The organism is Pseudomonas sp. GW821-FHT07B01, from assembly GCF_059419065.1.
Window position 1 is genome coordinate 116,398 of record NZ_JBWKRA010000016.1, and the last position, 18,748, is coordinate 135,145.

Below are 18,748 nucleotides of genomic sequence, written 5' to 3' on the forward strand. Positions count from 1 at the left end.
AACGCGACTTTCCAGTCATTTCAGAACCCGGCCCAAAGGCTGGCCACCCGTCAATATTCAAATATTCACAGGATCAATAATAGAAAAGATGGGGGAAAAGACTGCACAGAAAGCAATACACGGCTAGGCTAGCGGCAACCTACAGATTTACCGGCCTGCCTGGCCATCTCCAGCCCGATGATGATGTCGGGCTTTTTATTGCCCGGCTTTTCTGTAGGAGCGAGCTTGCTCGCGAAAACCTGGAGAGCGCCGCGTATAGCCTGATTATCCGCGTTATCGTTGGCGATTTTCGCGAGCAAGCTCGCTCCTACAAGGTGTGGGTCAGGCCAGGGCCTTGAGCAGCGCATCGATGTCTTTCAGCACACTTGCTTCGCCCTTTTCGCCCCAATACAGGGCAATCATTTGTTTGTCGGCCTCGACCTTGTAGACGTTTGCCGGCAGCGTTGCAAAATGCGGCAACAACTTCTCATCCACACAGGGTTCACGCCACTGATTGACCCACAGCCCTGGCTCCAGCTGCCAGTAGCTCCAGGTTGCGGGCGTGTTGCCGCGCCGCGGTCGACAGTACTGCGCACAGGGGCTCGGCGGCTCCTGCTTGAGCCAGTGCGGCCACTCCTGAGGCGCCAACTGCATGGCCAACCCGATGCGGCGCGCCTCCATGCGCAGGGCCATGCGCCCACTCTGCTGGCGCGAAGGGCGCAGCCATACCAGGGGGCTTAAAACCACCGCAAGGATTGACACCACTATCCAGACCGTCATATGTGTACTCCCGAATTTCTAGATGAGCGGATTTGATCTGCGGCAACCCCATCCGCTTGAAAGCAGCCATACTGAACTTATTGCAGTCCTCTGGAGGAACGCCTCATGCCCTACGAACATATTCTGGTCGCTGTCGACCTGACCGAAGAGTGCGATCCAGTGATCAAGCGCGCACAGGAATCCGCGATTGCCAATGGCGCCAAACTGTCGTTGGTACACATCGTCGAGCCCATGGCCATGGCCTTTGGTGGTGACGTGCCGATGGACCTTTCCCAGCTGCAGCAACAACAATTTGACCAGGCCAAGGAGCGCCTTGACCGTTTGATTCTCAAATACCCGCACCTGAAAAAGGAAGACTGCCACCTGACATACGGCCAACCGCGCCAGGAAATTCACCACCTGGCCAAGGAAAAGGCTTGCGACTTGATCGTGGTGGGTAGCCATGGTCGTCACGGTTTGGCGTTGTTGCTGGGCTCGACCGCCAATGATGTATTGCACGGCGCGCCGTGCGATGTATTGGCCGTCAAACTGATAAAGAGTCCGTAAGACCGATAAAGGTCTAATGTGGGAGCTGGCTTGCCTGCGATAGCGGTGTATCAGCCACCCGATGCATCAACTGGCAGACTGCTATCGCAGGCAAGCCAGCTCCCACAGTTGAATCGCATTTCATATTAAAAAGCCCGGCGCTCATAGAAGAGCGCCGGGCTTTTTTATTGCGGCTCGATCACTCAGGCATCCAGCTCGGCCCAACGCTCAACCAACGCTTCCAGTTCCTGGTTCAACGTCTCCAGGGAGGCGATAACCTTGGCGGTTTCTGCCGCAGGGCGCAGGTAGAAGCCGGCGTCAGCCATTTCCGCTTCGACCGCAGCGATCTGCTGTTCCTTGGCGTCGATATCGCCTGGCAAGGCTTCCAGCTCGCGCTGCAACTTATAGCTCAGCTTCTTCTTGGCCGGCGCAGCGTCAGCAGCCGGTGCAGGCGCCTCGGCAGCGGCGGGAGCCACCACCGCCGTGTTCAGGTCCGCCTTGCCCGACTTGCTCTCGGTCACGCCCAGCAGGCGCGGCGAGCCGCCCTGGCGCAGCCAGTCCTGATAACCGCCCACGTATTCACGCACCTTGCCTTCGCCTTCAAAGACCAGGGTACTGGTGACCACGTTGTCGAGGAATTCCCGGTCGTGGCTGACCATCAGCACGGTGCCGTTGAAGGTCAGCAAGACCTCTTCCAACAGTTCCAGGGTTTCCACGTCGAGGTCGTTGGTCGGTTCGTCGAGCACCAGCAGGTTGGCCGGCTTGCTGAACAGCTTGGCCAGCAGCAGGCGCGCGCGCTCACCACCAGACAGAGCCTTGACCGGCGTGCGCGCACGTTGCGGGCTGAACAGGAAGTCGCCCAGGTAGCTGAGTACGTGGCGGCTCTGGCCGTCGATGTCGATAAAGTCGCGACCTTCGGCGACGTTGTCGATCACGGTCTTTTCCAGGTCCAACTGGTGGCGCAACTGGTCAAAGTAGGCCACGTCGATGCGAGTGCCCTCTTCCACCTTGCCGCTGGTCGGTTGCAGGCCGCTGAGCATCAGCTTGAGCAAGGTGGTCTTGCCGGTACCGTTGGCGCCCAACAGGCCGATACGGTCGCCGCGCTGCAGGACCATGGAGAAGTCCTTGATCAGGAACGGGCCGTCCGGGTGATGGAAGCTGACGTTCTCCAGCACCATCACTTGCTTGCCCGACTTGTCGGCAGTATCGAGCTGGATATTGGCCTTGCCGGTACGCTCGCGGCGCTCACTGCGCTCCACGCGCAAGGCTTTCAAGGCACGCACGCGGCCTTCGTTACGGGTGCGACGGGCCTTGATGCCCTGGCGGATCCAGACTTCTTCCTGGGCCAGCTTCTTGTCGAACAGCGCGTTGGCGGTTTCTTCGGCCGCCAGGGCGGCTTCCTTATGCACCAGGAAGCTGGCGTAGTCGCCGTTCCAGTCGATCAGGCCGCCACGGTCCAGCTCGAGGATGCGCGTAGCCAGGCTCTGCAGGAAAGCACGGTCGTGCGTGATAAACAGCACGGCGCCCTGGAAGTCCTTGATGGCTTCTTCAAGCCAGGCGATGGCGCCGATGTCCAGGTGGTTGGTCGGTTCGTCGAGCAGCAGCAGGTCCGGCTCGGACACCAGGGCCTGGGCCAGCAGCACACGGCGACGCCAGCCGCCGGACAATTCGGCGAGGGTCTTGTCTGCCGGCAGTTGCAGGCGGCTCAGGGTGCTGTCCACCAGTTGCTGCAAGCGCCAGCCGTCACGGGCTTCGAGGTCTTGCTGGACGTGCATCAGTTTGTCCAGGTCTTCTTCAGTGACGCAGTTCTGTGCCAGGTGATGGTATTGCGCGAGCAACTCGCCAACACCGTCCAGGCCTTCGGCTACCACGTCGAACACTGTCCGTCCGTCGGCCACCGGCAATTCTTGCGGCAATTCGCCGATCTTGAGGCCCGGGGCACGCCAGACAGAACCGTCATCGGGCTTCTGGTCGCCTTTTACCAGCTTCATCATGCTGGACTTGCCGGTGCCGTTGCGGCCGATGATGCACACCCGCTCACCACGGGCGATCTGCCAGGACACCTTGTCCAACAACGGCATGGCGCCGAAAGCAAGGGACACATCGCTGAATTTGAGCAGGGTCATACGCTTCTCCAAAACTGGGCGCGCATTCTACCTGATGTGAGGGTGGGATGCGGTCGGCATTTTCTCTATTGACACGTTCTGTAGGACATTTCCGGTGAACTTGAACGAACCAGCCGGCAAAGCTTTCGCGGGCCGCTGGCAAAAGGCTAAGCTAGGGGCAATCAGTGTCGGCAGTGCCGGTGCTAGTCGTGATTTCTCTGCACGGACGTCTCATGCGCAGTCGCCTTTTCAACTTTTTATCTTGTCTGCTTCTTTCCGCCACTGCCGTTCAATCCGCCCAGGCGGTGGACCTCACCACTCAACGCCAGTATTACGATCAAGCCAAACGTGCCCTGGCCAAGGGCGACAGCGGCCCCTATATGCAATACAGCCAGGCCCTGGCCGATTACCCGCTCACGCCCTACCTGGCCTACGACGAACTGACCGCGCGCCTGAAAACCGCAAGTAACGAGGAAATCGAACAATTCCTCGCCAAACACGGCGACTTGCCCCAGGCCAACTGGATGAAACTGCGTTGGCTGCGCTGGCTGGCCGAACGCGGCGATTGGCAGACTTTTGAAAAGTACTACGACACCAAGCTCAATTTCGTCGAGCTGGACTGCCTGCATGGCCAATACCAGCTCAGCCACAACCTGAAGGCCGAAGGCTACAAGACTGCCGAAAAGCTGTGGATGACCGGCAAATCCCAGCCAGCCGCCTGTGACGCCACGTTTGGCCAATGGGCCGCTGCCGGCCAGCTCACCGAGCAGAAGATCTGGGAGCGCACCAAGCTCGCCGCCGAAGCGCGTAACTACGCGCTGGCCAACAGCCTGGTGAAAACCCTACCCACCCTCGGCGCCCAAGGCCGCTTGATGGTGGATGTTGCGCAAAAGCCCGACATGCTCAGCGACCCGTCACGCTTCCAGCCGGCCACCGAGGCCATGTCTGACGCCGTGGGCCTGGGCCTGCGTCGCCTGGCGCGGCAGGATCCGGACAAAGCCATGTCGCTGCTCGACGGTTACGCCAGCAGCATGCACTTCTCCCGTGACGAAAAGGTGTCGATTGCCCGCGAGATCGGCTTGACCCTGGCCAAGCGCTTCGACCCGCGCGCGCTGGAGGTCATGACCAAGTACGACCCCGAGTTACGCGACAATACGGTTTCCGAGTGGCGTCTGCGCCTGCTGTTGCGCCTGGCGCGCTGGGAAGACGCCTACCAGTTGACCCGCAAACTCCCACAGGACCTGGCCACCACCAACCGTTGGCGCTACTGGCAGGCACGCAGCCTGGAGCTGGCCGAGCCGAAAAACCCGCAGGCTTTGGTGCTGTACAAAAACGTGGCCAAGGAGCGGGACTTCTACGGTTTCCTCGCTGCTGACCGCTCCAAAGCCCCTTACCAGTTGAACAACAAGCCGCTGGTGATGAGCCAGGCGCTGGTCAACAAGGTGCGCAATACCCCTGGGGTGCGGCGTGCCCTGGAGTTCTACGCCCGTGGCCAGATCGTCGACGGTCGCCGTGAGTGGTACCACGTCAGCCGTCATTTCAACCGTGACGAGATGGTCGCCCAGGCCAAGTTGGCCTACGACATGAAGTGGTACTTTCCGGCCATCCGCACCATCAGCCAGGCGCAGTACTGGGACGATCTGGACATCCGCTTCCCGATGGCCCACCGCGACACCCTGGTGCGCGAAGCCAAGGTACGTGGCCTGCACTCCAGCTGGATCTTTGCCATCACCCGTCAGGAAAGCGCGTTCATGGACGATGCCCGCTCCGGCGTCGGCGCCAGCGGCCTGATGCAACTGATGCCCGGCACCGCCAAGGAAACTGCACGCAAGTTCAGCATCCCCCTGGCCTCCCCGGCCCAGGTGCTGGACCCGGATAAAAACATCCAGCTCGGCGCTGCTTACCTGAGCCAGGTGCACAGCCAGTTCAACGGCAACCGCGTGCTCGCCTCCGCTGCCTACAACGCCGGCCCAGGCCGCGTGCGCCAATGGCTGCGCGGCGCAGACCACCTGAGTTTCGACGTGTGGGTGGAAAGCATCCCCTTCGACGAAACCCGCCAGTATGTGCAGAACGTGCTGTCTTATTCGGTGATCTACGGGCAGAAGCTCAACTCACCGCAGCCGTTGGTGGATTGGCATGAGCGGTACTTCGACGACCAATAAGGCTCTGAACCTGCTTCTAATGTGGGAGGGGGCTTGCCCCCGATTGCAGGCTGTCAGTCACACGTCTATTGCTGATCCGCCGCTATCGGGGGCAAGCCCCCTCCCACAGGGTCCGCACTGAACTGCAACGCCGCCAACCGCGCATACAGCGGATTGCTCGCAATCAACTGCTGATGCGTGCCCACCGCCACCAGCTTGCCCTGGTCCATCACCGCAATGCGGTCGGCATTCTTCACCGTGGCCAAACGGTGGGCGATCACCAGCGTGGTGCGCCCCTGCATCAGCTGCGGCAGCGCTTGCTGGATAAGGTGTTCACTCTGGGCGTCGAGGGCGCTGGTGGCTTCGTCCAGCAGCAGGATCGGCGCGTCGACCAGCAAGGCGCGCGCGATGGCCAGGCGTTGGCGCTGACCGCCGGAGAGGCCTTGGCCACTTTCGCCGAGGTGGGTTTGGTAGCCGTCGGGCATTTGCAGGATGAAGTCGTGGGCGTGGGCAATACGCGCGGCGGCTTCCACCTGGGCGGTGGTGGCGGACGGGTTGCCGTAGCGGATGTTGTCCTCGACGCTGCCGAAGAACAACGCTGGGCTCTGGGACACCAGGGCGAAATGGCGCCGCAGGTCCAGGGGGTCTAGCTCGGTCAACGGCTGGCCTTCGAGCAGGATTCGGCCTTGCTGGGGGTCGTAGAAGCGCAGCAGCAGATCGAAAATCGTCGACTTGCCCGCACCGGACGGCCCTACCAACGCCAGGGTTTCGCCCGGGTTGATGGTCAGGTTCAAGCCGTCGATGGCGTAGCTGTCCGGTCGCGAAGGATAGGAAAAGCGTAGGTCCTGCAGTTCCATGCGGCCACTGACCCGATCCGGCAAACGTACGCCGCCAGTGGCCGGCGCCTGGATCTCGTTGCCTGACTGCAACAGCTCACCGATACGCTCGGCTGCACCAAAGGCACGCTGCAACTCGCCAAGCACTTCGCTCAGGGTGCCGACGGCGCTGCCGACAATCAGGCTATAGAACACGAACGCCGCCAGCTCACCGCCGGAAATGCGTCCGCTGATCACGTCCATGCCGCCCACCCACAGCATCACGCCTACCGCGCCGAGCACCAGCATGATCACCAAGGTGATCAGCCAGGAGCGCTGCAAGATGCGTTTACGTGCTGTGACAAAGGCGTCCTCGACGGTGACGGCAAAGCGTTGTTCGTCCTGCACCTGATGGTTATAGGCCTGCACGGTCTTGATCTGGCCCAACGTCTCGGCGACATAGCTGCCGACGTCCGCGATACGGTCCTGGCTCAAACGCGACAGGCTGCGCACCCGGCGCCCGAAGATCAGAATCGGCGCCAGCACCAGCGGCAACGCCACCACCACGATGCTGGTGAGCTTGGGGTTAGTGATAAACAGCAACACGATGCCGCCGATCACCATCAGGGCGTTGCGCAGAAACAGCGACAGTGATGAGCCGATCACCGATTGCAGCAAGGTGGTGTCGGTGGTCAGCCGCGACTGGATTTCCGAGCTGCGGTTGTTCTCGTAGAAGCCTGGGTGCAGGTAGATCAGGTGATTGAACACCTGCCTGCGAATATCGGCCACCACCCGCTCGCCAATCCACGACACCAGGTAAAACCGCGTGAAGGTGCCCACGGCCAGGCCGAGCACCAGCAGCATGAACAGGCCTATAGACTGGTTGAGCAGATGCGGCGACTGGGTCATGAAGCCCTGGTCCACCAACAGGCGTATGCCCTGCCCCATGGACAAAGTGATGCCAGCGGTGACGATCAGCGCCAACAGTGCGCCAAGCGCCTGCCAGCGGTAGGGCGCGATAAAGCGGCTGGCCAGGCGAATCGCACGGCGTTGACGGATTGAGAACATGGAAGGATCACCAATGGAGAGTCTATCCATCAACATTGGGGGAACTTGCACAAATAACAATGAGTCAGGTTAATTATGCCCGCCGATGCAGGCCGCTAGAGGCTATCGGTCTAAGCCTGATCTGGAAATATGTACCGGTTTCTGGTGGACTGGGTGTTCGAACCGATGAGCGTGTAAGGAGTTGTAACAGCGCGTTCATGAGGGGGAATTAAAGTAGGTACACAACCTGATGAGGAGACAGGCCATGACCTTGCAAAATAGCAGCGACGCCAAGATTGAAGTGATCCGCCAGCCGCAGCAGCTGCCTTGCTCGTACATCGATGCCAAGGGCCGGGAAGTGCAGATTACCGAAGAAATGATCCAGCAAGCCTGCAGCGAGCTGGAACAGCGACTGGTCAAGCCTGCCCAGCAAGGCTGAAGCGCCCACGCTCTTTCAAACCCTGCCCAGCAAGGCTGAAGCGCCCACGCTCTTTCAAACCCGGCCCAGATGGCCGGGTTTTTTATGCCCGCTGTAGAAGCGAGCTTGCTCGCGAAGGCCTCAAGAGCACCGCGATAACCGTTACAGCTGTTCGGCACCCAGAGCAGTCACGATCTGTGACAGCACCGCCGACTCCCCCTTGATGCGCACCTTCAAGCCATCGACCTCGCGACGTTCCGGGTAATGCTTGCGCAGCAGGTCGAAGGCCTGGCGCTGCTCCTGCACAGTGCCCACCAGGCTGCGACGGAAATCCGCGTCGTCACGGCGTGGGTCGTACACACTGCGGCACAAGGTCGCCAGCGCCCAGGCCGGGTCAGTCTCAGGATGCAGGTGCATCTCGGCCAGCCAGGGGGCCGGCAGCAAATCACTCAGTCGAATACTCGGTTCATGGCCCAGGTGCGCGCACAGCGCCTGGTAAATCTGCGCAGTGCCACGCTGCTTGCCATCAAGGCTGTAACCAGCGATATGGGGCGTGGCCAGCACGCACAGGTCAGCCAGGTCGACGTCCACCTCGGGCTCGCCTTCCCACACGTCCAGCACCGCTTGCAGGTCTTCGCGCGCCAGCAAAACCTCGCGCAGCGCGGCGTTATCCACCACCGCACCCCGGCTGGCGTTGATCAGCCATGTGCCTGGCTTGAGCTGTTCCAGGCGCTGGCGATCAAGCAGGTGCCAGGTAGAACCGTTGCCGGACTTGATCAGCGGCGTATGCAAGCTGATCACGTCACATTGCTCGATGACCTGCTGCAGGCTGACGAAATTACTGCCCTCGGTAATCTGGCGCGGCGGATCGCACACCAACACATTCCAGCCCAGGCCCTTGAGCACCTTGACCAAGCGCCCGCCGACTTCGCCGGCACCGACGATGCCATAGGTACGCTGCTTGAGGTCAGCGCCTTCGATTTCAGCCAGGGTCTGCAAGCTGCCAAGCACGTAGTCCACCACCCCACGCGCATTGCAGCCCGGCGCGCTGGACCACTGGATACCCGCTTGCTTGAAGTAGTCGAGGTCCAGGTGGTCGGTGCCGATGGTGCAGGTGCCGACAAAGCGCACGTTACTGCCCTCAAGCAAGGCACGGTTGACGTTGGTCACCGAGCGCACCAGCAGTACATCGGCCTGCTCGACGGTGGCGCGGTCGATGGAACGGCCGGGCACGCGGCGAATCTCGCCAAACCCTTCGAAGAATGCATCGAGCAGCGGGATATTTTCGTCGGCAACAATCAGCATGGCAGGCTCCTTTGGCGGATTGGCAGTGTACAGAAGATCCTGTGTAGGAGCTGGCTTGCCTGCGATTGCATCGACCCGGTTTGCCTGATGGACCGAGGTGCCCGCATCGAAGGCAAACCAGCTCCCACAGGGGTCAGCGCTGGCCTGGGCGCATCGCTTACAAATCCCTAACACAGGTTTTTTCCTGACCGCTGCGTCAACGCGTAGAATCCGCCGTCCTTGCGACTGCCTTTTTATTGGACACCTGTACGTGAACACTGCCACCGCTACCCTCTCCCGCCCCGCCCGCATCAGCCGGGAAGTGCGCGGCCTGCTGACGCTGGCCTTGCCGATCATGATCGGCCAACTGGCCACCACCGCGATGAGCTTCGTCGACGCGGTGATGGCCGGGCGCGTGAGCCCGCAGGACCTGGCGGCGGTGGGCCTGGGTAATTCGATCTGGATCCCGGTGTACCTGTTGATGACCGGTACTCTGCTGGCCACCACGCCGAAAGTCGCCCAGCGCTACGGTGCGGGCCAGTTCAGCGAGATCGGGCCCTTGGTGCGTCAGTCATTGTGGCTGGCCGTCGTGGTTGGCATCGCAGGGGCGCTGTTGTTGCTATGCGCCGAGCCGATCCTGCATGCGATGAAGGTCGAACCCGACTTGATCGAGCCGTCCATGGGCTACCTGCATGGCATCGCCGCCGGTATGCCGGCGGTGGCGTTGTACTACGTGTTTCGCTGTTTCAGTGACGGCCTGGGCCGCACACGGCCGAGCATGGTCATGGGCTTGTGCGGGTTGGCGCTGAATATTCCGCTGAACTACATCTTCATCTACGGCCACCTGGGCGTACCGGCCATGGGCGGCGTGGGTTGTGGCTGGGCTACCGCGATTGCAATGTGGGTGATGATGATCGGCCTGGCCATCTGGACGCGCTGGGGCGCGGCCTATCAAAGCAGCGAGTTGTTCAAGCGCTTCGACTGGCCGCAGTGGGCGGTGATCAAGCGCGTGTTGGGCATTGGCCTGCCGATAGGCGTGGCGATCTTTGCCGAATCGAGTATTTTTGCGGTGATCGCCTTGTTGATCGGCAGCCTGGGCGCCACGGTGGTCTCCGGTCACCAGATCGCGCTGAACGTCAGCTCCCTGGTGTTCATGATCCCTTACTCCCTGAGCATGGCCGTCACCGTGCGCGTCGGCCAGGCGCTGGGGCGCGGCGAACCTCGGGAAGCACGCTTCGCCGCCGGCGTCGGCATGGGCACCGCACTGGCGTATGCCTGCTTTTCCTGCAGCTTGATGCTGTTGTTTCGCGAGCAGATTGCAGCGATCTACACCCCCGATCCGGTAGTGATCCACCTGGCGTCGATGCTGATCGTGTTCTCGGCGCTGTTCCAGTTCTCTGACTCGATCCAGGTCACCGCCGCCGGCGCATTGCGCGGCTATCAGGACACCCGGGTGACCATGGTGCTGACCTTGTTCGCCTATTGGGGCGTGGGCCTGCCGGTGGGTTACGCCCTGGGCCTGACCAACTGGCTCGGCGAACCCAGCGGCCCGAGCGGTTTATGGCAAGGCCTGATCGTGGGCTTGAGCTGTGCGGCGGGGATGTTGGTGGTGCGCCTGGCGCGCAGTGCACGCCGACGCATTCGGGCCGTAAAGGCGCAGGCTTAATCGGCTTTCTTGCGGATCCAGTACAGGTAGGTGCCAGCATCTTCCTGCTGATCCACCAGTTCGTGGTCGAGAAACACGCAGAACTTGGGGATATCGCGACGGGTCGACGGGTCGGTCGCGATGACCTTGAGCAGGCCGCCCGCCGGCAGGTCGCGGATGTGCTGGTGCAGCATCATCACGGGTTCCGGGCAGTTGAGGCCGGTGGCGTCGAGGGTGCCGTCAACCGGCTGTTCAAGACTCATACTTCACTCCTAAAACTGGCACCGCTCAACAATGTGGGAGCGGGCTTGCCCGCGATGACGGGGGCACATTCAACATAAACTTCGACTGTTATACCGCTTTCGCAGGCAAGCCAGCGCCCACATTTAATATCAGCGGCCTTTGGATTTCTTTACATCTACCAGGCGGCGCAGGTGACAGGTCACTTCTTCGCGATCATGGTAGAGCTGCTTGCAGCCGATCTCCACACGAATGCCACGCGCCTTGAAGCCCTCTTCGATGCGCTCCAGCAAACGCTTCACTTCGGCGTAACGCTGTTTCATCGGCAACTTCAGGTTCACCACCGCCTCGCGGCAATGCCCTTCGCCAATCCACGTTTCCAAGAGTGCCGCGTTGCGAGCGGGCTTCTCAACGATGTCGCAGACCATCCAGTCTACCGGCTGCTTGGGCACGAAGGTGAAGCCGTCGGCCATCAGATGCTGCACCAGGCCGGTGTCCATCAGGCTTTCGGCCATGGGGCCGTTGTCGATGGCAGTCACCAGCATGCCACGGTTGACCAGTTGCCAGGTCCAGCCGCCCGGTGCGGCGCCGAGGTCGACGCCGGTCATGTCGCCGTGCAGGCGCTCGTCCCACTGGTCACGGGGGATAAAGTTGTGCCAGGCTTCCTCCAGCTTGAGCGTCGAGCGGCTGGGCGCGTCACGCGGGAACTTGAGGCGCGGGATGCCCATGGGCCACATCGCCGAGTTGTTCGACTCAGCCAGGCCCATGAACACTTCGCGGCCGCTCTTGAAGGTCAGCAGCAGGCGCGGCTTGCTCGGGTCGTCCACCAGCTTGCCGGCGTTAAGCAGGGCTTTGCGCAGGTGCACTTCGAATTTCTTGCAGAAGTTGGACAGTTCCTTGCCGTCGTTGGTGTCGACCATCTCCAGCCACAGGCTGCCGCACACGGGGAATTCACGCAGGTGGGCGAGGATCACGCTGATGCGGTCGGTGTCCGGCAGGTCGATAAACACCCCGCGCGCCCACTGCCTTGGGAAGATCAGCTCGGCAAAGCGCTGGCCGTGCATCAGGCGCTGGGCGCCGTCTTCTTCGGTGCAGACAAATTCGGCGCAGGCGCTGCCGGTCTTGGCCTTGGCGTAGCCGGACACGTTCAGGCGCGCGGCGTGCTCCGCGATCTCGGAACAGACTTCGCCTTCAAAACCCGGGCGGCAGTGCATAAAAAGGGTGTTCATTGAATCTCCTGGTGAATCAACTGGCCTTGCGCTATCGCAATACCTGTCATGAAAACGCGCGCATGATAGCCGAGTTCGGAACCTTGGACTCAGCGATAGAGTCCAGTTATTAGCCTGCTAATGAAAACAGCGCTAACGTGATAGCTCTGTTCGTCCCGTCAGGTCCGTAGCCGTGCGGACCATAAGGAGTCATGTAATGTCATCCCTTGATAGCCTGAGAACCCTTAAGACACTGCAAATAGACAGCAAAATCTACCACTACTTCAGCCTGCCCGAAGCCGCCAAGAGCCTGGGTGACCTGGACAAGCTGCCGATGTCCCTCAAGGTGCTGCTGGAAAACCTGCTGCGCTGGGAAGACGCCAAGACCGTCACCGGCACCGACCTCAAGGCCATCGCCGCCTGGCTCAAAGAACGCCAGTCCGACCGCGAGATCCAGTACCGCCCCGCTCGCGTGCTGATGCAGGACTTTACCGGGGTACCCGCGGTGGTCGACCTGGCCGCCATGCGCGCCGCCGTGGCCAAGGCCGGGGGCGACCCACAGCGCATCAACCCGCTGTCACCGGTGGACCTGGTGATCGACCACTCGGTGATGGTCGACAAGTTCGGCAGCACCAGCGCCTTTGAGCAGAACGTCGATATCGAGATGCAGCGCAACGGCGAACGTTACGCCTTCCTGCGCTGGGGCCAGAGCGCTTTCGACAACTTCAGCGTGGTACCGCCGGGTACCGGCATCTGCCACCAGGTCAACCTGGAATACCTGGGCCGCACCGTGTGGACCAAAGAAGAAGACGGCCGCACCTACGCCTTCCCCGACACCCTGGTAGGCACCGACTCCCACACCACCATGATCAACGGCCTCGGCGTATTGGGCTGGGGCGTGGGCGGGATCGAAGCCGAGGCGGCGATGCTCGGCCAGCCGGTGTCGATGCTGATCCCGGAAGTGATCGGCTTCAAGCTCACCGGCAAGCTCAAGGAAGGCATCACCGCCACCGACCTGGTGCTGACCGTCACGCAAATGCTGCGCAAGAAAGGCGTGGTGGGCAAGTTCGTCGAGTTCTACGGCGACGGGCTGGCCGATTTGCCCCTGGCCGACCGTGCCACGATCGCCAACATGGCCCCGGAATACGGCGCGACCTGTGGTTTTTTCCCGGTGGATGAAGTGACCCTGGACTACCTGCGCCTGTCCGGCCGCCCGGCTGAGACGGTCAAGCTGGTGGAAGCCTATACCAAGGCCCAGGGCCTGTGGCGCAACGCCGGCCAGGAGCCGGTGTTCACCGATACCCTGGCCCTGGACATGGGCACTGTCGAGGCCAGCCTTGCCGGGCCCAAACGCCCCCAGGACCGCGTCGCCCTGCCGAATGTAGGCCAAGCGTTCAGCGATTTTCTCGACCTGCAATTCAAGCCCACCAGCAAAGAAGAAGGCCGCCTGGAAAGCGAAGGCGGAGGCGGCGTTGCCGTGGGCAATGCCGACCTGGTCGGCGAGGCGGATTATGAATACGAAGGTAACACCTATCGCCTGAAAAACGGCGCGGTGGTGATCGCCGCGATTACCTCCTGCACCAACACCTCCAACCCCAGCGTGATGATGGCGGCCGGGCTGGTGGCGAAAAAAGCCGTGGAAAAAGGCCTGACCCGCAAGCCCTGGGTGAAAAGCTCCCTGGCGCCAGGCTCCAAAGTGGTCACCGACTACTACAAGGCTGCGGGCCTCACCCAGTACCTGGACAAGCTTGGCTTCGACCTGGTGGGCTACGGCTGCACCACCTGTATCGGCAACTCCGGGCCCCTGCCCGAGCCGATCGAAAAAGCTATCCAGAAGGCCGACCTCACCGTGGCCTCGGTGCTGTCCGGCAACCGTAACTTCGAAGGCCGCGTGCACCCACTGGTGAAAACCAATTGGCTGGCCTCGCCACCCCTGGTCGTCGCCTACGCGCTGGCCGGTACCGTGCGCATCGACATCAGCAGCGAGCCGCTGGGCAATGACCAGCAGGGTAATCCGGTGTACCTCAAGGACATCTGGCCCAGCAGCCAGGAAATCGCCGAAGCGGTGGCCCAAGTCAGCACCAGCATGTTCCACAAGGAATATGCCGAAGTGTTTGCCGGCGACGAGCAATGGCAAGCCATTGAAGTACCGCAGGCAGCCACCTACGTATGGCAGCAAGATTCCACTTACATCCAGCACCCGCCGTTCTTCGACGACATTGCTGGCCCGCTGCCGGTGATCGAGGACGTCAAGGGCGCCAACGTGCTGGCCCTGCTGGGGGATTCGGTAACCACCGACCACATCTCCCCTGCCGGCAATATCAAGGCCGACAGCCCGGCCGGGCGCTACCTGCGCGAACAGGGCGTGGAGCCGCGTGACTTCAACTCCTACGGCTCACGCCGGGGCAACCATGAAGTGATGATGCGCGGCACTTTCGCCAATATCCGTATCCGCAATGAAATGCTCGGCGGCGAAGAAGGCGGTAACACGCTGTATATCCCTACGGGCGAGAAAATGGCGATCTACGATGCCGCCATGCAGTACCAGGCCTCGGGTACACCGCTGGTGGTGATCGCCGGCCAGGAATACGGTACCGGCTCCAGCCGCGATTGGGCGGCCAAGGGCACTAACCTGCTAGGGGTCAAGGCGGTGATCGCCGAGAGTTTCGAGCGTATCCACCGCTCCAACCTGGTAGGCATGGGCGTGTTGCCGTTGCAGTTCAAGCTGGATCAGAACCGCAAGACACTCAAGCTCACCGGCAAGGAGAAGATCGATATCCTCGGACTGACCGATGCCGAGATCGAGCCGCGGATGAACCTGACGTTGGTGATCACTCGGGAGGATGGCAGCAGCGAGAAGGTTGAGGTGCTGTGCCGGATTGATACCTTGAATGAAGTGGAGTATTTCAAGGCGGGCGGGATTCTGCACTACGTGCTGCGCCAGTTGATCGCCTCTTAAGAAAAACGCAGATCTAAGGTGGGAGCTGGCTTGCCTGCGAAAGCGGTGGGTCAGCCAACATTTTTATAGCTGATACTCCGCCATCGCAGGCAAGCCAGCTCCCACAGTCTTGATCACATTCCAGGCATGAAAAAGGCGCTGTATCTGTCGATACAGCGCCTTTTTACGGTGTGCGGTTTAGCCGAACAGCCACTTCCAGAGCAGCACCAGCACCACCACCGCCAGCACCGGCCGCGCAATGCGGTAGGCTTTGGGATGCTTGCGCTTCCACTGTTTGACCTGGCCGCTGAACTTGTCGCTGAAGGTCTTGCTCCAGGCGTACGCCTGGTTGATGCCGCCCACGCGCTCGTCATCGAGGTTCTGCGGTGCGGTTGCGCGGCCCAGTTGCTTGCTGACCCAGCGGTTGATGCGGGTCATCACGCGGTTGCTCAATGGGCGCTCAATGTCGCAGAACAGGATCACTCGGGTCTGTTCGGTTTCGTTTTTCACCCAGTGCACGTAGGTTTCGTCGAACATCACGTCTTCACCGTCACGCCAGGCGTAGACCTGGCCGTCGACGAAGATACGGCAGTCGTCGGAGTTCGGCGTGGACAGCCCCAGGTGATAACGCAGGGAACCGGCAAACGGGTCGCGGTGCGGGTTGAGGTGACTGCCGCCCGGCAACAGCGCAAACATCGCGCCCTTGACGTTAGGGATGCTGCTCACCAACGCCACGGTCTTGGGGCACAGCGCCTCGGCCGATGGCAGCGGTTTGTCGTACCACTTGAGGTAGAAACGCTTCCAGCCCTTCTTGAAGAACGAACCGAAACCGGCGTCGTTGTTCTTTTCAGCGGCGCGGATGTAGCCCTCGTCGAACAGGTGCATGGCCTCTTCGCGGATCACTTCCCAGTTGTCCTTGAGCACATCCAGTTCCGGGAACTTGCTGCGGTCCAGGTAGGGCTTGGACGGCACCGCGGAAAACAGGTACATCAGGGCGTTATATGGGGCGAACAGCGCCGAATGGTTGACGAACTGACGCAACATCGGCAAACGGGCCTTGCCACGCAGGTGCACATACAGCGTGCTGCCGATGAACAGCAGCAACACCGACAGTTTGGCGGCCAAAGAAAAGGTCATGCAGCAACTCCTGGAAATAAGCGCCTGGCCAGCAAATTTCCGTCAATGGGAAACCAGACGTAACAGCCGGCCATGATAAACACTTGAGCCATTATGCAGAAGGCCCAGACCGACCGGGTGACATACATCAACCTTGTGGCGAGGGAGCTTGCTCCCGCTGGAGTGCGAAGCGCTCCCAGAATAATGGGGCCGCTGCGCAGCCCAGCGGGAGCAAGCTCCCTCGCCACAGGGTTGCTCTTAAGATCAGGCCTGGTTTTCCTGCTCGGTAAACAAATCGCTGAACAACATGCTCGACAGGTAGCGCTCACCGGAGTCCGGCAAGATCACCACAATAGTCTTGCCCTGCATCTCCGGCTTCTCGGCCAGGCGCACGGCCACGGCCATGGCGGCGCCACAGGAGATTCCGCACAAGATGCCTTCTTCCAGCATCAAGCGTCGGGCCATGGCCTTGGACTCCTCGTCGGTCGCCAGTTCCACGCGGTCGACCATCGACAGGTCGAGGTTTTTCGGCACGAATCCGGCGCCGATACCCTGGATCTTGTGCGGACTGGGCTTGATCTCTTCACCCGCCAAGGCCTGGGTGATCACCGGCGAAACCATGGGTTCCACGGCCACCGACAGAATCGGCTTGCCCGCCGTGTTCTTGATATAGCGTGATACCCCGGTGATCGTGCCGCCGGTCCCCACGCCTGCCACCAGCACGTCCACGGCGCCATCGGTGTCGTTCCAGATTTCCGGGCCGGTCGTTTTCTCGTGGATCGCAGGGTTTGCCGGGTTATCGAACTGGGCCGGCATAAAGTAGGTGGCCGGGTCGCTGGCGACGATCTCGGCAGCCTTGTCGATGGCGCCCTTCATGCCCTTGGCCGGCTCGGTCAGCACCAGTTCGGCGCCCAGAGCCTTGAGCACTTTACGGCGCTCAAGGCTCATGGACGACGGCATGGTCAGCAACAATTTGTAGCCACGGGCGGCGGCGACAAACGCCAGGCCGATACCGGTGTTGCCCGAAGTCGGCTCGACTATGGTCATGCCCGGCTTGAGTTTGCCGCTGCTTTCCGCATCCCAGACCATGCTGGCGCCAATGCGGCACTTCACCGAATAGCCGGGGTTACGCCCTTCGATCTTGGCCAGGATCGTCACGCCCCGCGGTGCGATGCGGTTGATCTGAACCAGAGGCGTGTTGCCGATGGAGTGCGCGTTGTCTGCGAAGATGCGGCTCATGGCGATTCCTGTTGTCGGGACTTTGGGAAAGGCCCCAAGGGTATGCCTCGTGCTCCCAAGCGTCCAGAAGGAGGAACGTTGCGACGATCAGAACAGTCAATCCCCTACAAGCTAGGAGAACTGCCCAATGAAACGTCGCTACAGTTGGCCGTTAGGGACAATCGCCGCTCTGGTGCTGGTCCTGATTGCCGTGCACATCGCGCTGCCCTACCTGGTGCGCAACTACCTGAACGACAAACTCGCCAACATGGGCGATTACCGTGGCGAGATTGCCGATGTGGACCTTGCGCTATGGCGCGGCGCCTACCGGATCAACGGCCTGCAAATCGTCAAGGTGGACGGCAAGGTCCCGGTACCGTTCGTCAAGGCGCCGCTGATCGAGTTCGCCGTGAGCTGGCATTCACTCTGGTACGACCACGCCGTCGTGGCCGAGGGGCATTTTGTGCGCCCGCAGATCAACTTCGTCGATGGCGGTGCCAACAAGCAGGCGTCCCAGACCGGTAAAGGCACCGACTGGCAGGAACAACTGCGCAAGCTGCTGCCGATTACCCTCAATGAAGTACGCATCGAAGACGGCGAGATCGCCTTCCATAACTTCAGCTCCAAGCCTCAGGTGAATATCAACGCCACCGGGGTCAACGCCAGCTTCTATAACCTGACCAATGTGGTGGATGTCAAAGGCAAGCGTGATGCACGCTTTGAAGGCAAGGCACTGCTGCAAGGCCAGGCGCCCCTGGAAGCCAACGCCACCTTTGACCCGCTGAGCGATTTCGAAGAGTTCGAGTTCCGCTTCCGCGCCCGCGACCTGCAACTCAAACGCATGAACGACTTCGCCTCTGCCTATGGCAAGTTCGACTTCAAGGCAGGCACGGGTGATGTGGTGATCGAAGCCCAGGCTGAAAATGGCCGGCTCACCGGCTATATCAAGCCGCTGCTGCGCGATGTGGAGGTGTTCGACTGGCAACAAGACGTTGAAAACCAGGACAAGAATATCTTCCGTTCGATCTGGGAAGCCGTGGTGGGCGCCAGCGAAACCGTGCTGAAAAACCAGCGTAAAAACCAGTTCGCCACCCGTGTGGAGCTGAGCGGTAGCGTGCATCAGCAAAATATCAGTGCGTTTTCTGCGGTGATCGCGATTCTGCGCAATGGTTTCATCCAGGCGTTCAATGCTCGTTACGAACAGCCCAAGCCCAGCGCTGATTAACCCTGTGGGAGCTGGCTTGCCTGCGATGGCGGTGGGTCAGCCAACTCATCTGTCACTGATACCT

Annotated in this window: 15 protein-coding genes; 6 read left to right on the forward strand and 9 right to left on the reverse strand. The window is 61.1% G+C overall.

Annotated features, from left to right (window positions below):
* Nucleotides 1-128: 128 nt before the first annotated feature.
* On the reverse strand, nt 129-299 hold the full coding sequence (locus AC07S6_RS18535; RefSeq protein WP_169918853.1) for a hypothetical protein: 171 nt from the start codon (nt 297-299) through the stop codon (nt 129-131).
* Between the two features lie 22 nt (nt 300-321).
* Entirely contained in the window at nt 322-759 is a 438-nt protein-coding gene (locus tag AC07S6_RS18540) for a hypothetical protein (RefSeq protein ID WP_054898793.1), read from the reverse strand.
* Between the two features lie 105 nt (nt 760-864).
* On the opposite strand from AC07S6_RS18540, the gene AC07S6_RS18545 reads away from it, so the two are divergent.
* On the forward strand, nt 865-1,305 hold the full coding sequence (locus AC07S6_RS18545; RefSeq protein WP_014717508.1) for a universal stress protein: 441 nt from the start codon (nt 865-867) through the stop codon (nt 1,303-1,305).
* A gap of 182 nt (nt 1,306-1,487) precedes the next feature.
* Here AC07S6_RS18545 and AC07S6_RS18550 read toward each other — a convergent pair whose 3' ends face one another.
* A complete protein-coding gene (locus AC07S6_RS18550) occupies nt 1,488-3,410 on the reverse strand; it encodes an ATP-binding cassette domain-containing protein (protein WP_020302894.1) in 1,923 nt (640 codons plus the stop codon).
* 212 nt (nt 3,411-3,622) lie between these two features.
* Here AC07S6_RS18550 and AC07S6_RS18555 point away from each other — a divergent pair, with 212 nt between their 5' ends.
* Entirely contained in the window at nt 3,623-5,551 is a 1,929-nt protein-coding gene (locus AC07S6_RS18555; RefSeq protein WP_014717506.1) for a transglycosylase SLT domain-containing protein, read from the forward strand.
* Nucleotides 5,552-5,616: 65 nt separating this feature from the next.
* Here the strand turns inward: AC07S6_RS18555 and AC07S6_RS18560 are convergent, their stop codons facing one another.
* Nucleotides 5,617-7,443, reverse strand: a complete 1,827-nt coding sequence (locus tag AC07S6_RS18560; RefSeq protein WP_495112759.1) for an ABC transporter ATP-binding protein/permease — start codon at nt 7,441-7,443, stop codon at nt 5,617-5,619.
* Nucleotides 7,444-7,657: 214 nt separating this feature from the next.
* On the opposite strand from AC07S6_RS18560, the gene AC07S6_RS18565 reads away from it, so the two are divergent.
* On the forward strand, nt 7,658-7,831 hold the full coding sequence (locus tag AC07S6_RS18565; RefSeq protein WP_014717504.1) for a PA1571 family protein: 174 nt from the start codon (nt 7,658-7,660) through the stop codon (nt 7,829-7,831).
* 141 nt (nt 7,832-7,972) lie between these two features.
* Here the strand turns inward: AC07S6_RS18565 and pdxB are convergent, their stop codons facing one another.
* A complete protein-coding gene (gene pdxB, locus AC07S6_RS18570; RefSeq protein ID WP_495112754.1) occupies nt 7,973-9,115 on the reverse strand; it encodes a 4-phosphoerythronate dehydrogenase PdxB in 1,143 nt (380 codons plus the stop codon).
* A 250-nt stretch (nt 9,116-9,365) separates the two neighbouring features.
* Between pdxB and AC07S6_RS18575 the strand changes: the two genes are divergently transcribed.
* Nucleotides 9,366-10,760 (forward strand): MATE family efflux transporter, encoded by a 1,395-nt coding sequence (locus AC07S6_RS18575; RefSeq protein ID WP_495112755.1) that lies wholly within the window; start codon nt 9,366-9,368, stop codon nt 10,758-10,760.
* On the opposite strand, the gene tusA is transcribed toward AC07S6_RS18575, so the two are convergent.
* Both tusA and rlmM read right to left on the reverse strand, forming a co-directional pair.
* On the reverse strand, nt 10,757-11,002 hold the full coding sequence (gene tusA, locus AC07S6_RS18580; RefSeq protein ID WP_020302891.1) for a sulfurtransferase TusA: 246 nt from the start codon (nt 11,000-11,002) through the stop codon (nt 10,757-10,759). The two genes, AC07S6_RS18575 and tusA, sit on opposite strands and share 4 nt — an antisense overlap.
* A gap of 129 nt (nt 11,003-11,131) precedes the next feature.
* The gene (gene rlmM, locus AC07S6_RS18585; RefSeq protein WP_495112756.1) at nt 11,132-12,208 is read right to left on the reverse strand and encodes a 23S rRNA (cytidine(2498)-2'-O)-methyltransferase RlmM; all 1,077 of its coding nucleotides are present in this window, start codon (nt 12,206-12,208) and stop codon (nt 11,132-11,134) included.
* A gap of 196 nt (nt 12,209-12,404) precedes the next feature.
* Between rlmM and acnA the strand changes: the two genes are divergently transcribed.
* Nucleotides 12,405-15,146 (forward strand): aconitate hydratase AcnA, encoded by a 2,742-nt coding sequence (gene acnA, locus AC07S6_RS18590; RefSeq protein WP_495112757.1) that lies wholly within the window; start codon nt 12,405-12,407, stop codon nt 15,144-15,146.
* Nucleotides 15,147-15,323: 177 nt separating this feature from the next.
* On the opposite strand, the gene AC07S6_RS18595 is transcribed toward acnA, so the two are convergent.
* Together AC07S6_RS18595 and cysK are read right to left on the reverse strand one after the other, a co-directional pair.
* Nucleotides 15,324-16,262 (reverse strand): aspartyl/asparaginyl beta-hydroxylase domain-containing protein, encoded by a 939-nt coding sequence (locus AC07S6_RS18595; protein ID WP_005786126.1) that lies wholly within the window; start codon nt 16,260-16,262, stop codon nt 15,324-15,326.
* A gap of 243 nt (nt 16,263-16,505) precedes the next feature.
* Nucleotides 16,506-17,480, reverse strand: a complete 975-nt coding sequence (gene cysK / locus AC07S6_RS18600) for a cysteine synthase A (RefSeq protein ID WP_014717498.1) — start codon at nt 17,478-17,480, stop codon at nt 16,506-16,508.
* A gap of 127 nt (nt 17,481-17,607) precedes the next feature.
* On the opposite strand from cysK, the gene AC07S6_RS18605 reads away from it, so the two are divergent.
* Nucleotides 17,608-18,684 carry a DUF748 domain-containing protein gene (locus AC07S6_RS18605; RefSeq protein ID WP_019818252.1) on the forward strand — a complete coding sequence of 359 codons (1,077 nt, stop codon included), beginning with the start codon at nt 17,608-17,610 and terminating at the stop codon, nt 18,682-18,684.
* Nucleotides 18,685-18,748 lie beyond the last annotated feature (64 nt).